The following is an 18,298-nucleotide window of genomic DNA, read 5'->3' on the forward strand; positions in this document are numbered from 1 at the left end:
TGCGCTGCATTAGGACTGTGCTCACTTAGGAGCGTGCTGATCCCCATGAACAACTCCGTAGGCAACACCACCCGCCTGCTCGGCGCCGGGCTGCGTGCCCTCCTCGTCCTCACCGTGCTGTGCGGGGTCCTCTACCCGCTCGCGATCACCGGCATCGCCCAGGCCGCCTTCGGCCGCAAGGCCAACGGCTCCGAGGTCGAGGACGCGAGCGGCAAGGTCGTCGGCTCCTCCCTGATCGGCCAGTCGTACGGGGACGACCTGCGCTGGTTCCAGGGCCGCCCGGCGGCAGGACTCGCCAAGAACACCGTCAACACCCAGTACGAGCTGCTGGTCTCCGGCGCCACCAACAAGGCGGCGGACAGCCCGGAGCTGCTGAAGTCGGTGCAGGAGGCCAAGGCCAAGGTCCTGCTCGACAACACCGTCCCGGGCTACGCACCGCGGCTCGCCCAGATCCCGGCGGACGCGGTGACCTCCTCCGGCTCCGGCCTGGACCCGGACATCTCCCCGGCCTACGCGGAGCTCCAGACGGCCCGTGTCGCACAGCGCAACGGCCTGTCGGTCGAGGAGGTGGCGAAGCTGGTGAAGGCCCACACCGAGGGCCGCACCCTCGGCTTCATGGGCGAGCCGCGCGTCAACGTCCTGGAACTGAACACGGCCCTGCGGGACCTCAAGCGGTGAGGGTGACCGGCTGGCCTCGCCCCGAAAGGAGCGACCCTTGTGATCCACACCTCTCCCTTCGGAATGATGTTGCAGAAACCAGATGTCGTCTTGCAGAGTTGTCATTGAGCCGAAGCAGATTCGGTTGCGTGGTTCGTGCAGGATGAGGGGGAATCTCATGTACGAGATGTTCGACGACCGGTTCCGGACCGGACGGTGCATGAACGGGGACGACGCGCTCGAGGTCCTCCACACCGGCTGCCGCTGGGCCGAGGGACCCGTCTACGTACCCGCATGGCGGCAGGTGATCTGGAGCGACATCCCCAACGACCGGATGTTGCGCTGGGACGAGGAGACCGGGGCCGTCTCCGTCTTCCGGCGCGACGCCGGGCACACCAACGGCAACACCCTCGACGGGCAGGGCCGGCTGGTCACCTGCGAGCAGGGCAACCGCCGGGTGACGCGGACCGAGCACGACGGCACGGTCACGGTGCTGGCCGACCGCTGGCAGGGCAAGCGCCTGAACAGCCCGAACGACGCCGCGGTCCGCTCCGACGGCTCGATCTGGTTCTCCGACCCGGACTTCGGCATCACCAGCGACTACGAGGGCTACGTCGCCGAGAGCGAGATCGGCGCCAACAACGTCTACCGCATCGACCCCGGCACCGGTGAAGTCCGCCTGGTCGCCGACTGCTTCGAGGCCCCGAACGGTCTCGCCTTCTCCCCCGACGAGCAGCAGCTCTTCGTCTCCGACACCCGTGGCGGCTGCATCCGGGTCTTCGACGTGCGCGAGGACGGCACCCTCTCGGACGGCAAGGTCTTCGCCGACGCGGCGGCCCGTCCGGGAGCGCGCTTCGACAACCTCCGCTTCGACACCGGCGGCCGGCTCTGGGCGGCCGCCATGAGCGACGGCGTGCACTGCTACGACCCCGACGGCACCCTGATCGGACGGCTCGACGTCCCCGAGACGGTGTCCAACATCGCCTGGGGCGGGGCCAAGCGCAACCGGCTCTTCATCACCGCGGAGACCAGCCTCTACTCGGTGGTCATGGGCGTCACCGGCACCCACCCGACCGGACCGGGGCGCAGGCCCTGGCTGGACGGCTCCGGCCGGCCCTGAAATCCCGGTGCCGGGCCCCGTACGGCGCTGGCACACTCCCCGCATGGACGCCACTGCCGCGGGGCAAGCCCGCCCCTTCGTACGCGAGATGACCGAGTCCGACATCGACGCCGTCGCCGCCGTGCGCGTGGGCGCGTGGCGCCACGCCTACGCCGGGCTGATGCCGCAGTCCTACCTGGACGGGCTCAGCGTCGCCGCGTACGCCGAGCAGCGGCGCGCGGCCTTCGCCGATCCGGCCGGCGCCGTGACCAACCTCGTGGCCGACGGCCCCGACGGTGCGGTGCTCGGATGGGCCGCCTTCGGCCCCGCCACGACCACGGGCCCCGAGGGCACCGCCCCGGACGAGGGCGAGCTGTACGCCCTGTACGCGCGGCCCGACGCCATGGGCACCGGCGTCGGCCGCGCCCTGATGACCGAGGTGCTGCGCCGGGCGCCCTACCCCGCGGTACGGCTCTGGGTGATCGAAGGCAACGCCCGGGCACGCCGGTTCTACGAGCGCGCGGGCTTCCGCCCCGACGGCGGTGTCCTCGTCGAGTACGCGGACGGCTCCCCGGTCCCCGAGCTCCGCTACCGGCGGGCGGCCGCTGCCGCGCGCTGAGCGGGGCCGCCATGATCCGGGCCGCCGCGACCAGGTCCGGCGCGATCCGCTCCGGCGCGACCCGATCCGGCGCGATCCGGTCCGGCGCGATCCATCGTGACCGGGCCCGTCGCGACCCGGCCCGTCGCGGCCCGATCCGTCGTGACCCGGCCCGCCGGGCCCTTCGCCTTGCGCCCCTTGGCTCCGCGACGGCCCCCGCCGCGCTCACGGCAGCCGTTCCGCCAGCGCCCGGGCCATCGCGACGGTCGGGACCGCCTCCCGCGTCCGCCGGTACGGGGTCAGGTCGCGCAGCAGTCGGCCGAGCGCCTCGCGCACCGCACGCGACTGCACCGCCGGGGCCGCCGTGAGGAACGCCCGCCAGTGCTCGCACGCCCGGGTGAGGTGCCCGAGGCGCAGCAGGGTCTCGGCGAGCGCGGCGTGCGTGAGCGCGGTGGCCCGGTGCTGGCCGGCCGCGCGCCCGCGCAGGGACCGTTCCAGTGCGTCGGCCGCGGCCGGGAACTCGCCGAGGGCGAGGTGGGTGCGGGCCCGGGCGAAGTCGAGGTCGGCCCGGGCGTACGAGTCGAAAGGGCCGTCGGGCGGGTTCAGCGCGTGCCGCCCGTGCAACCGGCCGGCCGTGACCAAATCCGCTGCGGCGGCGGCCCGTTGTCCGGCATGGGCGTGCGCGGCCGCGCGCTGGACCAGGAGGAACGCCAGCGTGCCGGGCTCCCCGTCGGCGGGCGCGGTCTCCACCGCCGCCCGGGCGAGCCGTACCGCGTGCGCGGACTGCCCGAGCCGGCCGGCGTGCGCGCTCATCGCGCGCAGGGTGATTGCGTACATCCGCCGGTCCCCGGCCTGCCGGGCCAGTCCGAGGGCGATGCCGTGGTACTCCTGCGCAAGCCCGTGGAACCCGGCGTCCGCCGTCATCTCCGCTAGCAGGTGCGCGAGTTGGGCGTAACCACGCCACACGTCCGGCACCCCGCACCCCTGTCCGGCCGCCCCCCGGCCGTGCGCGGCAGGCCCCCGGCCGTCCGTGTGGCGGGCGGCGAAGGCACCCGCGTCCTGGGCCAGCCAGGCCGCCAGGGCCGCGCGGGTGTGGACGCCGCCATGGGTGAGGTAGAGGCCCGAGAAGCTCGCCGCGAGGGCCCTCAACTGCTCGGCGTGCGCCGCGAGATGCCGCCGGGCGGCGAGCTCGGGGAGGCCGGTGCCCGGACGCACGACACCGCCCGCACCCGTCGGGCCCGCGCCGCCGGGGCCGCCCTGCGCCGGATACGGATCCGGATCCCACACCGCGGCGGGCACCGGCACCGGCTGGTACGGGCTGCGCAGCAGCGGCGGCCTGCTGTGCGGGTCCATGTCCGCCCGGGCCTGCAGCGCGAGCCGCAGCAGCCCCTCGCCGCCGCCTTCGGCCGCCGCCGCGCCCGGGCCGGTCCGTACGCCGGGTCCCGTCGAGCTCGCACCGAGGCCCGCCTCCGCGACGGTGACCAGCCGCCCGCACCGCTCCGTCAGCGCCGCGGCTATCAGCTCGGGCACGGGCCGGCGCGGCCGGGTGCCCGACAGCCAGTGCGCGACGGCGGTCCGGTCGTAGCGCAGGGCCAGCCCGTGCAGGGTCCCGAGGCCGTTGACGGCCCGTGCCAGTTCCGCCCCGCTCCAGCCGGCCTCGGCCAGCAGGTCCCCGAGCCAGGCGTTGGCCACCCGCCGCCCGCTCACGACGCCCGCCCCGGGAGGGACCCGGATCCCGTATTCAACGCTTTCACCACTGCACCCCCGCATTCCCTTCTCCCCGTCCACCTGCTGGTGTTCGCTGGAGCCGTCCCCATCGGATTCCACGGACCGGAGAAGCATGTCTGCCTCGGAAACGGCCAATCCCCCCGCCGCGTACGCGTACCCGTTCCCCTATCGGATTTCCGGTGTCGGCGCCCACATCGGCGAGGTCATCTCCGTCGAGGAATGGGCCCGGCTCGCGCACATTCCGCACCGCAAGCGGGCCGGCAAGGAAATCAGCGGCGCCGATATCGAGCGCATACTCGGGGTCACCTCCAAGAGCTGGGACCGGGAGCGCTTCGCCTCGCTCGACACCGTCGTCGACGTCGCCCGCGCCGCGCTGCGGTCCGCCCACGCCGAGCCCGGGGACATCGACGCCGTCTTCGTCGCCACGTGCACCCCGTACGAGATCATGCTCGACCAGGACGCCTTCAACCTGCTGCGACGCCTGCGCATCCCGGACAGCGTGCCCCCCTTCCAGCTCGGCGCCGGCTGCGGCGGGCTCTCCCGCGTCGCCGCGCACCTGGCGCGGACGGGGGCCCGCCGCGTGCTGGTGATCTCGTACAACGCGGCGAGCCCCATCGGAATCGACGAGAACGGCGTCATTTCCCAGTACAGCGGTGCGGACGGGGAGCATCCCTTCGCGCACACCCTGTGGTGCTCCGGGGCGCTGTTCTCCGATGCCGCGACCGCCCTGGTATTCGAGCGGGACGAAAGCTTCGAGGCCGGCCTCGGTTTCTATTCGCGCGATTCCCTCGATTTCGGGGGCGAGCCCGGATTCAGCGATCCGCTCATCCATTACCCCGGAGGCGGCGCCGCCCACCCGCCGGGCTTTCCCGGCTCCGCCGAGCTGTCCGCATTCGGACTCAACGGACCGGAGCTGGCCCGCTATTACTCGCGCGGCATGATGCTGAACCAGGAGACCATGGACGCCCACCGCCCCGGTTTCGTGGACGAGGTCCGGCGGATCTACACGCACCAGGCCGGCCCGGCCCTGGTCGAGAACTACCACCAGCTCGCCGGCCTGGACACCCGCAAGGCTCCCGCGCACGCCCGCGAGCTCGGCAACCTCGTCACCTCGGCGACCCCGGTGCTCTTCTACACCGACGTGGTGAACGGCCTGATCGGGACGGGCGACTCCGTCTGCTTCTCCGTCATCGGCGCCGGTCCGGAGCGCGGCGCCTTCCTCGTACGGGTGGGCATCCCCGGCGAGGTCACCGTCACCACGCCACTGCCGCCCGTCCCGGCCGCCGCCGAGGCCGCCCTGGCACCCGGAGCCCCCGGAAGCACCGCCACCGCGTAGACGCACGCGCCCCACCTCCTTCGAAACGAGTCCGCCGTGCACATCGCCCTCGCCGGGGCGGCCAGCCCCACCGGCATCCGGATCGCCGCCGAGCTGCTCGGCCGCGGCCACCACCTGACCCTGCTCACCGCCGGCGACGTACGGCAGAGCAGGCTCCTGCTGGCCCGTCAGCTCGCGCTGATCGGGCTGTATCCCGAGTACGTGGACCTCCTCGCGGCCCGGCTCGACGCGCGCCGGGGCGCCGAGGTCCTGGCCGGCGCCGCACCCGTCCCGCCGGCTTCTGCCACCCCGCCCGCCCCGCCCGCCGGCCGCTTCGACGCCGTCTGGTGCGTGGAGCAGCCCGCCGCCACCGCGGCCGCGCTGCTGCCCCTCGCCTCCGGAGGGGGGAGGCGTACGGCGTTCCACCTGGTCACCGTCGGCGACGCGGGTCCGGCCGGGCGTGCGGTCGCCGCCGCGGCCCTGCGGGACGGGTTCCCGGCCGGGGTGCACTGCCTGGCCCCGACCGTCAGCGACCTGGCCGACCACGCGGAGCTGCCCCGGCCGGCCTTCACCCGGCTCGCGGTCGCCGAGTCCGTCCGGCCGGATCCGGCGGGCGCCCCGGAGCCCGGGGCCCCCGCGACGGTCAGGCTGCTACCCCTGGCCCCCGCCGCCCGCGCCCTGGCGGAGGCCGCCGAGGAACCGGGCTGGTCGGGGCTGCGCCGCATCGGCTGGGTGCATGCGCACCCCACCGAGGCCTCGGTACTGGCCCGGGCGGTCGGCCCGGAGCTGGCCCCCGGACTGCTGCGGCGCCTGTCGGGGCTCCAGCCCGCGGTCGCCACGACCGAGCTGGACGGCCCGCCGCTCGGCGCCGGGTACCTCACCCGGGCTGCAGCGCCCGTCCTGCCTCCCGTCCGGCGCCCCGCCCGGACCCCGGAGCGGGTGTGAGCGCGGCGGAGCGCCCCTGGCGGGAGCGGCGCGTGGTGGACGGTCTGGCGGACGCGCTGCGGGAGGCCGCCTCGGAGCGCTTCCTGGGCAACGGCCGGACGCCGATGAAGGCGGCCTCCACACCCGCGGGGGAATCCGGGGCGGGCCGGGTCGGGAAGGTCGGAAAGTAATGGGGCCCCATGGCCAGGGCATATGCGTATGGATCATTCATGATCCAAGGACAAGCCGCCCGACCTCACCCCGCAACTCCGGCCGACGGCCCGTCATATCGTCCTGTTTGACAGGTTTTCGCATGTGGCAGAACGTGCCCTCGATCCGACACGCCCAAGGTTCGCCCTTGACGTTCTCACCCGTTCGGGCGCACGCCCCCCACACCCGGTCCGGCCCCGGCCCACCGGCCTCCATCTGCGAAGACGTGTCGGCGAGAGCCCGTCACAGCGATGACGTGACGTCAGTTCTCCGTGTTTCGCGCGCCGCCGGAGGGCAGGGAAGGGTCCACTGCTCTCGGGACCGGCCGCCCGAGCCGGACCAGGAGGGATTCCCATGCCCCGCGCCAAGTGGGTGGTCGGCGTACTGACGGTGACTCTGCTGTGCACCGGCCTAGGGGTGTTGCGCACCACCGAAGGCGGCCGTCCGGCCGCCCCGACCGCGGGCGACGCCCTGCCCTCGCGGGTCCTGGGCCTGTCCGGACCGCGCCGGCTGGCCCGGCAGCTGGAGCACTCCGGCGGTCACACCACCGGCAAGGGCGCCCGTAGGCCCGGGCGGTCGGGGGCCACGGCCCTTCCGGCCTCGCTGCCGCTGCGCCTGGTGATCCCGGCGCTCGGAACGGACGTACCGCTGACGGTCGGCACCCCGCCCGGCGGGACGGACGCGGGGCCGGGCGAGCTGCGCGGGCCTTACGCCGCGGACCTCGAAGTCGGCGCCGCCGACGCCAAGCCCCCCGTCCAGGACAGCGCGGTGTGGGACTCCGCGGGCCCGGCCCCGGGCGCGGCCGGCACCGCCGTGGTCTCCGGAGACCTGCCGCGGCTCGGCGAACTGCGGCGCGGGCAGACGATCGAGGTGGCGCGCGCCGACCGGCGTACGGCCGTGTTCACCGTGACCCGGGTCTCCCCCGGGATCTCCGGGCGGGGCGGACCGTCCGGCCGGGCCCAACTCCGGCTGATCAGCGGCGAAACGGCCGTCCTGGCCCGCCTCACCGGCCACCGCCGCACCCTGCGCTGACCGGCCGCGGCCCCCGGAAGACGGACACCCCCTGCGGCCACCTGACAGCCGTGGGGGGTGTCTTCGTCCCCCGGTCGAGGGATGCTGCGGCCCCGGCGGAGAGTCGGCCCGCATGTCGGGGCACACCCTCCGCATGAGCAGTACGCCGCATGCTCGGCATGCGCCGACGGCACCGAACAGGGCCCTGATGACGGCCCTGACGGTGCTCTGCGCCCTGCTGCTGTGCCTGTTCGGCGTCGGCGGAGCCGGCCCGTCCACCGCGACGGCCGAAGGCTCCCGCTCCGCCCCCACCGCCCCGGCCGAGCCCACCGAGGCACCGGCCGATCCGGCCGGCGATCCCGAAGTACGGGTGGCCGTACGGGTGCCCGCGCGCGGTGTCCCCGGCGTACGGGGCCTGCAACGGCCGGTGTTTCACGTGAAACCTCCCCGGTCCGGTCCCCCGAAGGCGCTCGCGCACCCGGCGGGGGCCGCCGCACCGGCGGCATCCCTGCGGGCGGTACGGAGTGTGGTCCTGCGCTGCTGACCGGGCCGAGCGTCCGAGCAGCAGCACCGCGCACCCGACACAACGGGTACACCCGGCAGCTCACGCTGCCCCCTGGCCCCCGAGTGCCCTGGGCGCGCGTCCCCCCACACCCCCGAAACACCGTGAGGTTCCGCCATGCCCTTCGACCCGTACCTCGCCCTGAACGCCATGCTCCGCGCCGAGGCTTCCCGCTTCTCCCCGCCGGCCCCGCCCGCACGCCAGCCGGAACCCGAGTCCCCCAAGACCGCCCAGACCACCGCCGAGGCCCCGGCCGGAGACGACACGGCCGCGTAGGACTCGCGTAGGGGCATCAGGACATGAGGAGGCACCGGTTCCCGCGCTCTCGGCAACGGAGAGTGGTCACGTGAGGTTCGACCACGGAGCACGGGAACCGGCGCCTCATTCAGTCTCAGCCACCGGCCCACCCCACCACCTCGACCTTTTGTCCTGATATTTCCGACCGAAAGTACCGATCCTCGAGAGCACCCGGACTTCGTACAACCTTGCGACGGCATGAGCGGTCCCAGCAGTGACCGATGTACGCATCTCGTTGAAGGAAGTCACCCCATTGCGTCCTAGCCGTGCGATGGTCCTGCTCACCGCAGGCCTGGTCACCTTCATCGGCATGCCGGCCGCCACCGCCGCCGAGCTCCCGACCGACCTGTACGTCGAAAACGGCCTCGCCTGCACGGACAGCGGGAGCGGCACGCCGACCTCCCCGTTCTGCACGTTCGCCGCGGCGGCCAAGGCGGCGAAGCCCGGGCAGACCGTGCACGTCAACGCGCGCTTCCTGGAGCAGCCGGCCCTCACGGTCGACCGTTCGGGCGCGCCGGGCAAGCCGATCACCTTCGCCTTCACCCCCGAGAACGAGTTCCACGATCCCGGCATCCAGACGCTGGCCATCAGCGGAGCCTCTCACGTGGTGGTCCAGGGGCTGAGGGCGCGCACGGGTGTGAGCATCAGCAGCTCCCACGACGTCGTGCTGGAGGAGGTGGAGGTCCGCAGTACGGAGGTAGTGGGCGGCGCTTCGCTCGGCGTCGGCGAGGGAAGCACGGACGTGCGCGTCAGCCGCAGCTCGCTCGACAGGGCCGTGATCGCAGGCGCCCAGCGCACCGTCCTCAGCCGCAACGCCCTGGCGGGTACGGGGCCGCTCTCCGTGGTGGACGCGCCCGGCACCGTCATCACCAACAACGACATCAACAATTTCACCGACGCGGACGAGGGCGTGGAGAGCTGCGACAAGACCGTCGAGGTCCGTGGCGCCTCGAGCGGATCCTCGGTGTTCAACAACCTGCTCATGGCCGCCGGCAACACCACCTGCACGACCCCCCAGCTCTCCGTGGCGCAGAGCGCAACGTCCGGGACCCGCGCCGACTACAACGTGATCGTGGGCGCGAAGGATTACCCCACGGTCGCCTATCAGTGGGCCGGCACCACATATCCGACCGCGGCGGCATTCCTGGCCGCCAGTGGGCAAGGCGCGCGCGACGTCCTGCTCCCCACGGTCGCAGGCCTCGCCGAGGCCGACTCGCCGCTCATCGACTCCGCCGACGCGACGGCGCCGGGCGTCCTGCCCGTCGACAAGAACGGGCATCCCACCACGGACGACCCGCGCGTGCCCAACACCGGCAAGGACGGCGCCTACCTGGACCGCGGCGCCACCGAGACCAACGACGGATTCCACTACGTCCGGCTGAAGATCGACCATCCCTGGGCGCCTGCCGGCACCAAGGTGACGTTCAATCCCGGTTCGGACAGCACATGGCCCACCACGATGACCTACACGGTGGACTTCGGTGACGGGACGGCACCCGCCGTCGTCCGGCCGGGCGACGCGGCCGACGTCACGCACGTCTACGGCTCACCGTGCGCGTGTGTGGTCAAGACGACGGCGACCAACGGCATCGGCAAGAAGATCTCCAAGGAAGAGACGGTCCGGGCGACCGCCCCCGGCGAACTGGCCACCGCCTTCACCGCCACGCCGGTCCTGCCGGCTCCGGACCACGACCCGAACCGGGTCGTCCGACCGCTGACCCTCCGGGTCGACACCACCACGACCGTCGCCCCGTGGGGGGTCTCGCGAGTGGACGTGGACTTCGGTGACGGCACCCATCTGTCCCGTCCGGGCCTTCAGACCGCCACGTACAGCTACAAGCAGCCCGGCACGTACGAGGTGAAGGTCACCGTGTACGACGTCAAGGGCGCGCAGTCCACGGCCTCCCGGACCGCACAGGTCGGCTATGCCGCGTCCGGGTACGTGGCCACCACGCCGTTCCGGCTGCTGGACACCCGTTACTCCGGCAACCCCGTCCTACACGGGGCGCCCCGTTCCGTGGAGCTGCTGAGGGGCGCCACCGTGCCGAGGCAGTTCCCGGCCGGGGGCATGGCTGCCGTCGTCCTGAACGTGACCGTCACCGGTGCCACCCAGGACACCCACCTCTCGATCTGGCCCTCGGGCCAGGCCCGGCCGGAGACCTCGAACGTGAACGTCCGCACCGGCGGCACCTCGTCCAACACGGTCACCGTGCCGGTGGGCGCGGACGGCAAGATCCAGGCACAGCTGAACTCCGGCAGTGCCTCCCTGATCGTGGACTTCGTCGGCTACTACCAGCCCAACGCCGGCGACCGCTTCTCCCCGCTGGCCCCGACCCGCGTCCTGGATACCCGTACGACCGGCGGCGCGCTGCCCGGCGCCAAGACCCGCACGGTGAAGGTCGCGGGCGTCAACGGCATCCCGGCCGACGCCAAAGCGGTCGCGCTGAACCTGACGGGCACGGGTGCGACGCAGCCGGCCCACGTCATCGCCTACCCGGACCCGGCGAAGCGTCCGGCGACCTCCAACCTGAACGTGCAGCCGGGCAAGGACAAGTCCAACCAGGCCATCGTCCCGGTCGGCCCCGACGGCACCATCACCCTGTTCACGAACAGCGGCTCGACCCACCTGATCCTGGACGCGGTGGGCTACTACGGCAAGGACGGCAAGGCCCTCTTCACCCCCGTCATCCCCAAGCGCCTGGCCGACACCCGTACGACCGGCAAGGTCGCCCCGGGCGCCACCACCACGGTCTCCGGCCTCCCGGCCAACGCCCTCGGCGCGGTCCTCAACATCACCGCCACCGACACCACCGCCCCGGGCTTCCTGACCGCGTACGGCTACGGCGGCAAGCTCCCCGGAGCCAGCAGCCTGAACACCCTCCCGGGCCTCACGGTCCCGAACCACGTCACCACCCCCGTCGGGACCGGCGGCAAGGTGAACATCTTCAACAGCTACGGCGGCCCCAACCACGTGATCACCGACCTCCTCGGCTACTTCACGACCGGCTGACGCCCCCGCCGCACGCACACCGAAGCCCCGGCCCCCGCGATGCGCGGGAGCCGGGGCTTCGGCGTACGTTCTTCGGTCTACCTAGGTCGCGCTACGGCTGTGGTAGCGGTAGAAGGCCGCCGCGCCGACGGCCGCACCGACGAGCAGGCCCAGGCCCGAGCTCTTCAGGATGGACTCGCCGGCCAGGCTGTACAGGTAGCCGAAGGAGATGCCCGCGAAGATCCCGTACGCCGCCGCGTGCGGCTCCTGCGCCAGCCGCGGGCCGATCCGGGCCAGGGCCACCAGGCAGGCGGCGAAGATCGCGCCGCACAGGATCCCGTAGAAGACGTTGCCCGCGTCGACGGGCCCCATCTGACGTTTCATGAAGGCGGCGTAGACGCCGTAGACCAGTCCCATGAGCAGCGGTCGCGCGAGGGCCGACCTGCTCGTGTGGGCCGCCGTACCGGACGCCGGCTGCCGGTGCCCCCGGGGGGCGGTGGGTGCCGCATGTGCCATGACGGGCTCCTCTCTCCCATCCTCCAGGGCACACCCGCAACCCGGGACCGGCAACCGGAGCAGTCCGTGCCTACGCGCCGGGGGCCGCCCGTACCGCCACCGCGTCGATCTCGAAGAGCATGTCCGGCAGGGCGAGCGCGGCCACGCCGATCAGCGTCTGGGCGGGCAGTTCGGTGCCCCAGGCGGCGTGCAGGTGCTTCAGCAGCACCTCCAGCTTCTGCTGGTCGTGCCCGACGACGTACGTCCCGATGCGGACCACGTCGCCGAGGCCCAGGCCCACGGCCTCCAGTGCCGTGCGGAGGTTCGCGAAGGCCTGCCCGACCTGGGCGTCGAACGCGTCGGAGACCACGTGGCCGGTCGGGTCGGATCCGTACTGGCCGGCTATGAAGACCTGCTCTCCGGGCGCGGAGACGACGTGGCTGTAGCCGTAGCCGGTGGGGTCGTGGAGTTCTGCCGGGTTGGTGATGCTGCGCGTCATTCCAAGCTCCAGGGTCGGTTGTCCCGATGTGCGATGTCCAAAAAGGAGGGCGGCACGCAGGTCTAGCGGGCTTCGGCGAGCCAGGCGCGGAGCCGCTCGGGGGCCTCGGGTGCCTGCCGTTCGGCCTGCTGGCGGATCTCGTCGAGGGTCTGCGCGGCCAGCGCTCGGCGCCAGGCCAGCTCGGCCCGGCCCATCGCGTGCGCGATGGCGCAGTCGGCCGCGGGCGGCTCCTCGCCGGCGCCGGGGCCCTGCTGCCGGATCTCCGCGCACCGGAAGGCCTCGTCCGGCCCTTCGACCGCGGCGACCACGTCCATGAGCGAGATGGAATCGAGCGGGCGCGCGAGGCGGAAGCCGCCCCGCGGGCCGGGGGTGGAGCTGACGATGCCCGCCCGCGCCAGGGCCTGGAGCTGCTTGTTGAGGTAGGCGGCGGGCAGCTCGTGCCAGGCCGCCAGCCGGGCCGCCGAGACCGCCCGGCCGTCACCGCTCCAGGCCAGGTTGAGGCAGCTGTGCAGGGCCCATTCGACGCCCTCACTCATCTTCATAATCTGGATATTAGATGTCCAGATTACTGCTCGCAAGAGGAACACGCCCGGGCCGCACCACCCGCCCGCAGCAATCCGGCTCGCGCCGCGCGCCCGGCCCCCTTTCCCTGGTGACGTGCGGACCTTCCTCTCGGCGGTACTCATCGCGCTCGTGGCCCTGCTGGTGCCCGCGAGCGCCGTCGCGTACTGGGCCGATCACGAGCTCGGCAGCGCCGACCGCTACACCGCGGCGATGTCCCCGCTCGCCTCGGATCCCGCCGTGCAGAACCTCGTCGTCACCCAGGCCGGCCGGGCCCTCTCCGGGCAGATCGACGCCGGCCCCTTCCAAGGCGGGGTCGACGCCCTGCTCGGCGAGGCCCTGCGCTCCTTCGTCGGCACCCCGGCCTACCGAACCGCCTGGGACGCGGCGAACCGCGCCGCCCACGGAGCCTTCTTCCACGCACTCACCACCGGTGACGGCAACGCCGTGACCATCGATCTCGCTCCCGTGATCGCCCGGGTCAAGGGCGATCTCATCGACAACGGGGTGCCGTTCGCCGACCGCATCCCCGAAACCCACCTCTCGGTGAAGGTCATGGAGTACGACAACCTCGGCGCGCTCCGGAAGGGCTTCCGCATGCTGCAGATCGCCGGGGTCTGGCTCCCCGTGCTCACCGTGGTGCTCGCCGCGGTCGCCATCGCCGTCGCCGTCCGGCGCCGCCGGGCCGTCCTGGCCACCGGGCTGGGGCTGGCCGTCGGAGCCGTCCTGCTGTGGGTGGCCGTGGTCCTGTGTCGCCGCCTCACCCTGGACGACCTGCCGGCCGACATCGACCGGGCGGCCGCCGAAGCGGTGTACGACGCACTCACCGCGTTCCTTCGCACCACCGTGTGGGTGGTGCTGGCCGTCGGACTGGCCGCCGCGCTGGCCGCCTGGCTGACGGGCCGACTGCGCCGCACCCCATAAGCTCGGAACGGGCGGATTGGCACGCAAATCCGTAGAAGAATCCTTAGAGCAGCACAGAAGAACCGATTCACGAGCGGCAGCACGGAAGCGGGAATGAGCACCGAACGCACCGAAGACATACCGCCCGGGCGGGCCGGACGGCGCGGGCCGACCGGACGGGCCGGGGCGACGGCGGCCGGACGGTTCGGACCGCTGGCCCCGCCCCCCTGGCTGCTGAAGGGGCTGCGGCCGAGTTCCGCGCCGATCCCCTGGGCCGCAGCGCTGCGCGCGGCCGTCGCCATGGCCCTGCCGCTGGCCGTCGGCTTCGCCCTCGACGAACCCGAGTACGGCGCGCTCGTCTCGATGGGCGCCCTGTCCGGGGTCATCGGCGACACCGCGGACGCCTACCGGATGCGGATCCTGAACATCGCCGTGCCCCAGTTCTTCGGGGCCGTGGGCGTCGCACTGGGCACCCTGGTCTTCGGGCACGGCTGGGTCGCGGTCGGCGTCCTCACCCTGATCGCCCTGGTCTCCGGGATGATCTCCTCCATCGGCACGGTCGCCTCCGTCTCCGGGCTGCTGCTCCTGCTGAACGCCGTGGTCGGCGCCGGCCTGCCCATGCCCAGTCCCTGGTGGACGGCTCCGCTGCTGCTGAGCGCCGGCGGACTGTTCGTCCTCCTGCTGACCCTGCTGGGCTGGCCCCTGCGCGGCCGGCAGCCGGAGCGGGCCGCCGTCGCCGCCGCCTACCGGGCCCTGGCCGACATCCTGGAGGCCGCGGGCGGACCGGGACCCGCGTACGAGGAGCGCCGCCAGCAGCTCACCCAGGCCCTGAACCACGCCTACGACCTGGTGCTGGGCCGCCGGGCCCGGGTGCACGGCCACAGTCCCTCGCTCGTGCGGATGCTGGCCCAGCTGAACGTGGTGATCCCGCTCGTCGAGGCCGCGCCCGCCGCGCACCTGCGCCGCAGGCCCCTCTCCCCCGCGATCCCGGCGGCCGTACGGGAACTGGCGACGGCCGTCGAGGAGGGCCGCACGCACACCCCCGTACTGGACCTGCCCGCGCCCGACGGCCAGTCCGAGCGGGCCATCGACGCGGCCCTGCGGCACGCCGCGACGATCGTTCCGCTGGCCGAGCCGGACATGCCAGACGTCGACGACCGGCTCGGCCGGCCCGCCGCGCTGCGGGTCCGGGCCCGCCGGGCGGTGCGCGACATGATGTTCTCCGAGGCCTCCTGGCGCTACGGGTTGCGGCTCGCGCTGTGCATCGGGCTGGCGCAGTCCCTCGTATCGGTGGTGGAGATCGAGCGCTCCTACTGGGTCGCGCTGACCGTCACCTTCGTCCTCAAGCCCGACTTCGGTTCGGTGTTCTCCCGGGCCGTGCTGCGCGCGCTCGGCACCGCCGGCGGGCTCGTCATCGCGGCCGCCGTGCTCTCGGAGGTGCCGCGGGGGTGGTGGGACGTGCCCGTCATGGTGGTCCTGGCGGCCCTCATCCCCGTCTTCTCGGTCAAGGGCTACGCCTTCCAGACCGCGGCGATCACCCCGGTCATCCTGCTCCTGTCCGACCTGCTCAACCACCAGGGCTTCGACCTGGTCCGGCCCCGGCTGCTCGACAGCCTGATCGGCTGCGCCATCACCCTGATCGCCGGGTACCTGCTCTGGCCCGAGAGCTGGCACACCCGGCTCGGCGACCGGCTCGCCGACGCGGTCGACGACGCCGCCCGGTACGTGGAGCGCGCCTTCGGCTCCACCCCCGACACCGAAGCGGGCCAACGGGCGGCCCGCACCGCCCGGCTCCAGGCCCGCCGCCGCATCTACCGGGAGCTGTCGGGCGTGCGCAGCGAGTTCCAGCGGGCGCTGACCGAGCCGCCGCCGACCGGGGAACGGGCCGCCGTGTGGTGGCCGCTGGTGGTCGCCGTCGAGCGGATCGTCGACGCGACGACGGCCGCACGGGTCCGCGTCAACCACGGCGCGCAGCCCCCGGGCGCCCACGAGGTCGAGGCGATCGCCGAAGACCTCCGCGCCCTGGCCCTGGGCGTCCGCCGGGTCCGGACCCCCACCGAGCTCCGCCCCGCCCCACCCCCCGAGGTCGACGAAACCTCCGTCCTCTCCCCGGTCCGCCAGGAACTCGCAGCAGCCCGAGCCATCGCGGACCCCACCCGCGACTAGCGGGCGTTCGGACGCTTCGGCCTCGGGGACGTTTGGTCCCTTCAACCCCGCGGAGGTTCGGTCTCTCCAGCCCCGCCGGCGTTCGAGGCGCGGGGGTCCGGGGGCGGAGCCCTGGCAGCGGCGCCGCGCCGTCCCCCCAATGGCCCCGCCCCCGGGCCGCCCCGCTCCCGCCGGGGGAGCATCAGCACATGAGGCCCTTCCTCCGGCGCAGCCGGGTCCTCCTCCTGGCGGCCGCCCTGTCGGCAGCGACGGGCTGCGCCGACGTGGATGGCCTCCAGGACGACGGCGACCTCGGCACGGCGCACGCCCCCCGCACCCTGTGGAAGGACATCCGTCCCGACCCCCCGGCCCCCGGCCAGCAGTCCGGTACGGCCACCGCCGTCCCCGGTCTCGCCAAGGTCCCCGAGCTGTCCATGCGGGGCGTGAACGCCGTGGACGTCGTACGGGCCGACATCACCGCCGCCAACGCCGCGGACGCCGGCACCGGCCGGCTCGTCGACCCCCGCGCGATCCAGCGCATCGCGCTCTGTACACAGGCTGTGGACGGCGGCCCCGACTGCCCCGTGCGGCCCGCGGTGCTCGCCGACGTGACGGGCAACGGCAGGGCGGAGCTGATCACCGCCCTGGACATCGACGGCCGGCTCAGCGAACTGCGCGTCTACACCGTCCAGGACGACGGGACGATCGCCCGCGTCCTGTCCCGGCGCGGTGTCCTGGAGGGCGTGGAGGTGGCCGCCGAGCACCTGGCCGTGCGCGAGCCGACCTCGAACCCGAAGAAGGTCTCCATCTCCGACTACGTGTGGGACCCGGAGGCCGGGATCATGAACCTCGACCAGCTCACCCTCGACGAGTGCCCGAACCAGGGCGACGCCTCCCCCTGCCCGGCCGCGGGCACCGGCGGCGGCTGAGGAGGCCGGGTCCCCGATGCGTCGGACGAGCAGCCTGCGCTGGAAGATCGCCATGACCACCACGGCGGTGTGCTGCGCCGTCGCGGCCGCGCTCGGGATCCTCGTGCACAACGTGGTCGCCCGCCAGCTCGTCGGCGAGGTCCGCAAGGACGTGGACCGGGAGCTGGACTACGCCCTGGGCCAGTACGAGTACGGCACCGCGCGCGGCGACGGGAACAGCGCACTCGACCCGCCCGAACTCCCGGCCCCGCTGCGCGCACTGGTCGCGCGCGGACTGACCGGCAGCATGACCGGCGAACAGGACGGAAAACCGGTCATGTGGGCGGCCGGACCCGCCGACGGCAAGCCCCTCGCCGTCTGGGTCCCCTACGACAGCACCCGCACCCGGCTCCGGGAGATCGACACCGCCATCCTGGTCTCCGCCGTCCTCGCCGCCGGGGTGGTCGCACTCGCCGGCATCTTCCTCGCCAACCGCATCAGCCGCCGGCTCGCCACCACGGCCGCCGTGGCCCGCCGGATCAGCGCCGGGGACCTCGACGCACGCGTCGGCTTCCCGGCCGACGGGGAGGGGCCGCGCCCGCGCTCCCGCGACGAGGTACGGGACGTGGCCCAGGCCCTCGACTCGATGGCGGCCTCGCTCCAGGCCCGGCTGGAGGCGGAGAAGCGGTTCACGGCGGACGTCGCGCACGAGCTGCGCACCCCGCTCACGGGATCCCTGGCCGCGGCCGCGCTGCTGCCCGAGGGCCGGCCCAAAGAGATGATCAACGACCGGCTCAAGGCCCTGCACCTGCTCACCGAGGACCTGCTGGAGATCTCCCGGCTGGACTCGGGCGTCGAACGGGCCGACCTGGCGCGGGTGGAGCTCGGCCGCGCGGTGGAGCGGGCGGCGGCGAGCACCCGACTGCCCGTCGCGGTACGGATCGAGCGCGACGCGGTGGTGCTCACCGACCGGCGCCGACTGGACCGGATCCTGGCCAACCTGCTGGTCAACGCCCACAAGCACGGGCGGCCACCGGTCGAAGTGACCGTCACCGGCCCGCTGGTGACCGTACGCGACCACGGGCCCGGCTATCCGGCCGAGCTGATCGAGCAGGGGCCGCGGCGCTTCCGCACCGGGGATCCGGGCCGCGGACGGGGCCACGGGCTCGGCCTGACCATCGCGGCCGGGCACGCGGAGGTGCTGGAGATCGAACTGCGTTTCTCCAACGCCCCCGACGGGGGCGCGGTGACCACGCTCCTGCTGCCGGTCGGGCGCCTGCCGGACGGCAGTTGAGCGGGGGCGGGGGGGGGTTTTGGGGGTGGAAAACCACCCCCCCCCCCCCCCGGAAACACACCACCGGGGGGGCGAGGGAGCGCAGGAGGCGGCACCACGGTTT

Annotated in this window: 18 protein-coding genes; 14 read left to right on the top strand and 4 right to left on the bottom strand. The window is 73.5% G+C overall.

Annotated elements, in window-relative coordinates:
• The first annotated feature begins 45 nt into the window (after positions 1 to 45).
• From kdpC to ACFVX6_RS07220, 3 genes are all read left to right on the top strand, one after another.
• Positions 46 to 678 (top strand): potassium-transporting ATPase subunit KdpC, encoded by a 633-nt coding sequence (gene kdpC, locus ACFVX6_RS07210; protein ID WP_389688854.1) that lies wholly within the window; start codon positions 46 to 48, stop codon positions 676 to 678.
• A 157-nt stretch (positions 679 to 835) separates the two neighbouring features.
• Positions 836 to 1,777: an SMP-30/gluconolactonase/LRE family protein gene (locus tag ACFVX6_RS07215; protein WP_389688856.1), complete on the top strand. Its 942-nt coding sequence runs from the start codon at positions 836 to 838 to the stop codon at positions 1,775 to 1,777.
• 43 nt (positions 1,778 to 1,820) lie between these two features.
• Positions 1,821 to 2,375, top strand: a complete 555-nt coding sequence (locus ACFVX6_RS07220) for a GNAT family N-acetyltransferase (RefSeq protein WP_389688858.1) — start codon at positions 1,821 to 1,823, stop codon at positions 2,373 to 2,375.
• Between the two features lie 204 nt (positions 2,376 to 2,579).
• On the opposite strand, the gene ACFVX6_RS07225 is transcribed toward ACFVX6_RS07220, so the two are convergent.
• Entirely contained in the window at positions 2,580 to 4,061 is a 1,482-nt protein-coding gene (locus ACFVX6_RS07225; protein ID WP_389688860.1) for a hypothetical protein, read from the bottom strand.
• A gap of 133 nt (positions 4,062 to 4,194) precedes the next feature.
• On the opposite strand from ACFVX6_RS07225, the gene ACFVX6_RS07230 reads away from it, so the two are divergent.
• The 7 genes from ACFVX6_RS07230 (at position 4,195) to ACFVX6_RS07260 (ending at position 11,411) form a co-directional block, all read left to right on the top strand.
• Positions 4,195 to 5,418, top strand: a complete 1,224-nt coding sequence (locus tag ACFVX6_RS07230) for a 3-oxoacyl-[acyl-carrier-protein] synthase III C-terminal domain-containing protein (RefSeq protein WP_389688862.1) — start codon at positions 4,195 to 4,197, stop codon at positions 5,416 to 5,418.
• A gap of 36 nt (positions 5,419 to 5,454) precedes the next feature.
• On the top strand, positions 5,455 to 6,342 hold the full coding sequence (locus ACFVX6_RS07235; protein WP_389688864.1) for a hypothetical protein: 888 nt from the start codon (positions 5,455 to 5,457) through the stop codon (positions 6,340 to 6,342).
• A complete protein-coding gene (locus ACFVX6_RS07240; RefSeq protein ID WP_389688866.1) occupies positions 6,339 to 6,512 on the top strand; it encodes a hypothetical protein in 174 nt (57 codons plus the stop codon). Before ACFVX6_RS07235 ends, ACFVX6_RS07240 begins: the two co-directional genes overlap by 4 nt.
• Before the next feature lie 373 nt (positions 6,513 to 6,885).
• On the top strand, positions 6,886 to 7,563 hold the full coding sequence (locus tag ACFVX6_RS07245; RefSeq protein WP_389688868.1) for a hypothetical protein: 678 nt from the start codon (positions 6,886 to 6,888) through the stop codon (positions 7,561 to 7,563).
• A 187-nt stretch (positions 7,564 to 7,750) separates the two neighbouring features.
• Complete coding sequence (locus ACFVX6_RS07250; protein ID WP_389688870.1) at positions 7,751 to 8,086, top strand: hypothetical protein; 336 nt, start codon at positions 7,751 to 7,753, stop codon at positions 8,084 to 8,086.
• A 135-nt stretch (positions 8,087 to 8,221) separates the two neighbouring features.
• Complete coding sequence (locus tag ACFVX6_RS07255; protein ID WP_389688872.1) at positions 8,222 to 8,380, top strand: hypothetical protein; 159 nt, start codon at positions 8,222 to 8,224, stop codon at positions 8,378 to 8,380.
• A gap of 274 nt (positions 8,381 to 8,654) precedes the next feature.
• Positions 8,655 to 11,411, top strand: a complete 2,757-nt coding sequence (locus ACFVX6_RS07260; RefSeq protein WP_389688874.1) for a PKD domain-containing protein — start codon at positions 8,655 to 8,657, stop codon at positions 11,409 to 11,411.
• Positions 11,412 to 11,492: 81 nt separating this feature from the next.
• Here ACFVX6_RS07260 and ACFVX6_RS07265 read toward each other — a convergent pair whose 3' ends face one another.
• From ACFVX6_RS07265 to ACFVX6_RS07275, 3 genes are all read right to left on the bottom strand, one after another.
• On the bottom strand, positions 11,493 to 11,906 hold the full coding sequence (locus ACFVX6_RS07265; protein WP_389688876.1) for a hypothetical protein: 414 nt from the start codon (positions 11,904 to 11,906) through the stop codon (positions 11,493 to 11,495).
• 70 nt (positions 11,907 to 11,976) lie between these two features.
• On the bottom strand, positions 11,977 to 12,384 hold the full coding sequence (locus ACFVX6_RS07270) for a RidA family protein (RefSeq protein ID WP_389688878.1): 408 nt from the start codon (positions 12,382 to 12,384) through the stop codon (positions 11,977 to 11,979).
• 62 nt (positions 12,385 to 12,446) lie between these two features.
• On the bottom strand, positions 12,447 to 12,920 hold the full coding sequence (locus tag ACFVX6_RS07275; RefSeq protein ID WP_389689005.1) for an RrF2 family transcriptional regulator: 474 nt from the start codon (positions 12,918 to 12,920) through the stop codon (positions 12,447 to 12,449).
• Positions 12,921 to 13,041: 121 nt separating this feature from the next.
• On the opposite strand from ACFVX6_RS07275, the gene ACFVX6_RS07280 reads away from it, so the two are divergent.
• The 4 genes from ACFVX6_RS07280 (at position 13,042) to ACFVX6_RS07295 (ending at position 18,195) form a co-directional block, all read left to right on the top strand.
• On the top strand, positions 13,042 to 13,869 hold the full coding sequence (locus tag ACFVX6_RS07280; RefSeq protein WP_389688880.1) for a hypothetical protein: 828 nt from the start codon (positions 13,042 to 13,044) through the stop codon (positions 13,867 to 13,869).
• Positions 13,870 to 13,962: 93 nt separating this feature from the next.
• Positions 13,963 to 16,014 (top strand): FUSC family protein, encoded by a 2,052-nt coding sequence (locus tag ACFVX6_RS07285; protein WP_389688882.1) that lies wholly within the window; start codon positions 13,963 to 13,965, stop codon positions 16,012 to 16,014.
• A 188-nt stretch (positions 16,015 to 16,202) separates the two neighbouring features.
• Positions 16,203 to 16,922 (top strand): hypothetical protein, encoded by a 720-nt coding sequence (locus ACFVX6_RS07290; RefSeq protein WP_389688884.1) that lies wholly within the window; start codon positions 16,203 to 16,205, stop codon positions 16,920 to 16,922.
• 16 nt (positions 16,923 to 16,938) lie between these two features.
• Positions 16,939 to 18,195 carry a sensor histidine kinase gene (locus ACFVX6_RS07295; protein ID WP_389688886.1) on the top strand — a complete coding sequence of 419 codons (1,257 nt, stop codon included), beginning with the start codon at positions 16,939 to 16,941 and terminating at the stop codon, positions 18,193 to 18,195.
• Positions 18,196 to 18,298: the final 103 nt, after the last annotated feature.

The sequence above is a fragment of the Streptomyces sp. NPDC058289 genome (assembly GCF_042880975.1).
GTDB lineage: Bacteria > Actinomycetota > Actinomycetes > Streptomycetales > Streptomycetaceae > Streptomyces > Streptomyces stoeckheimensis.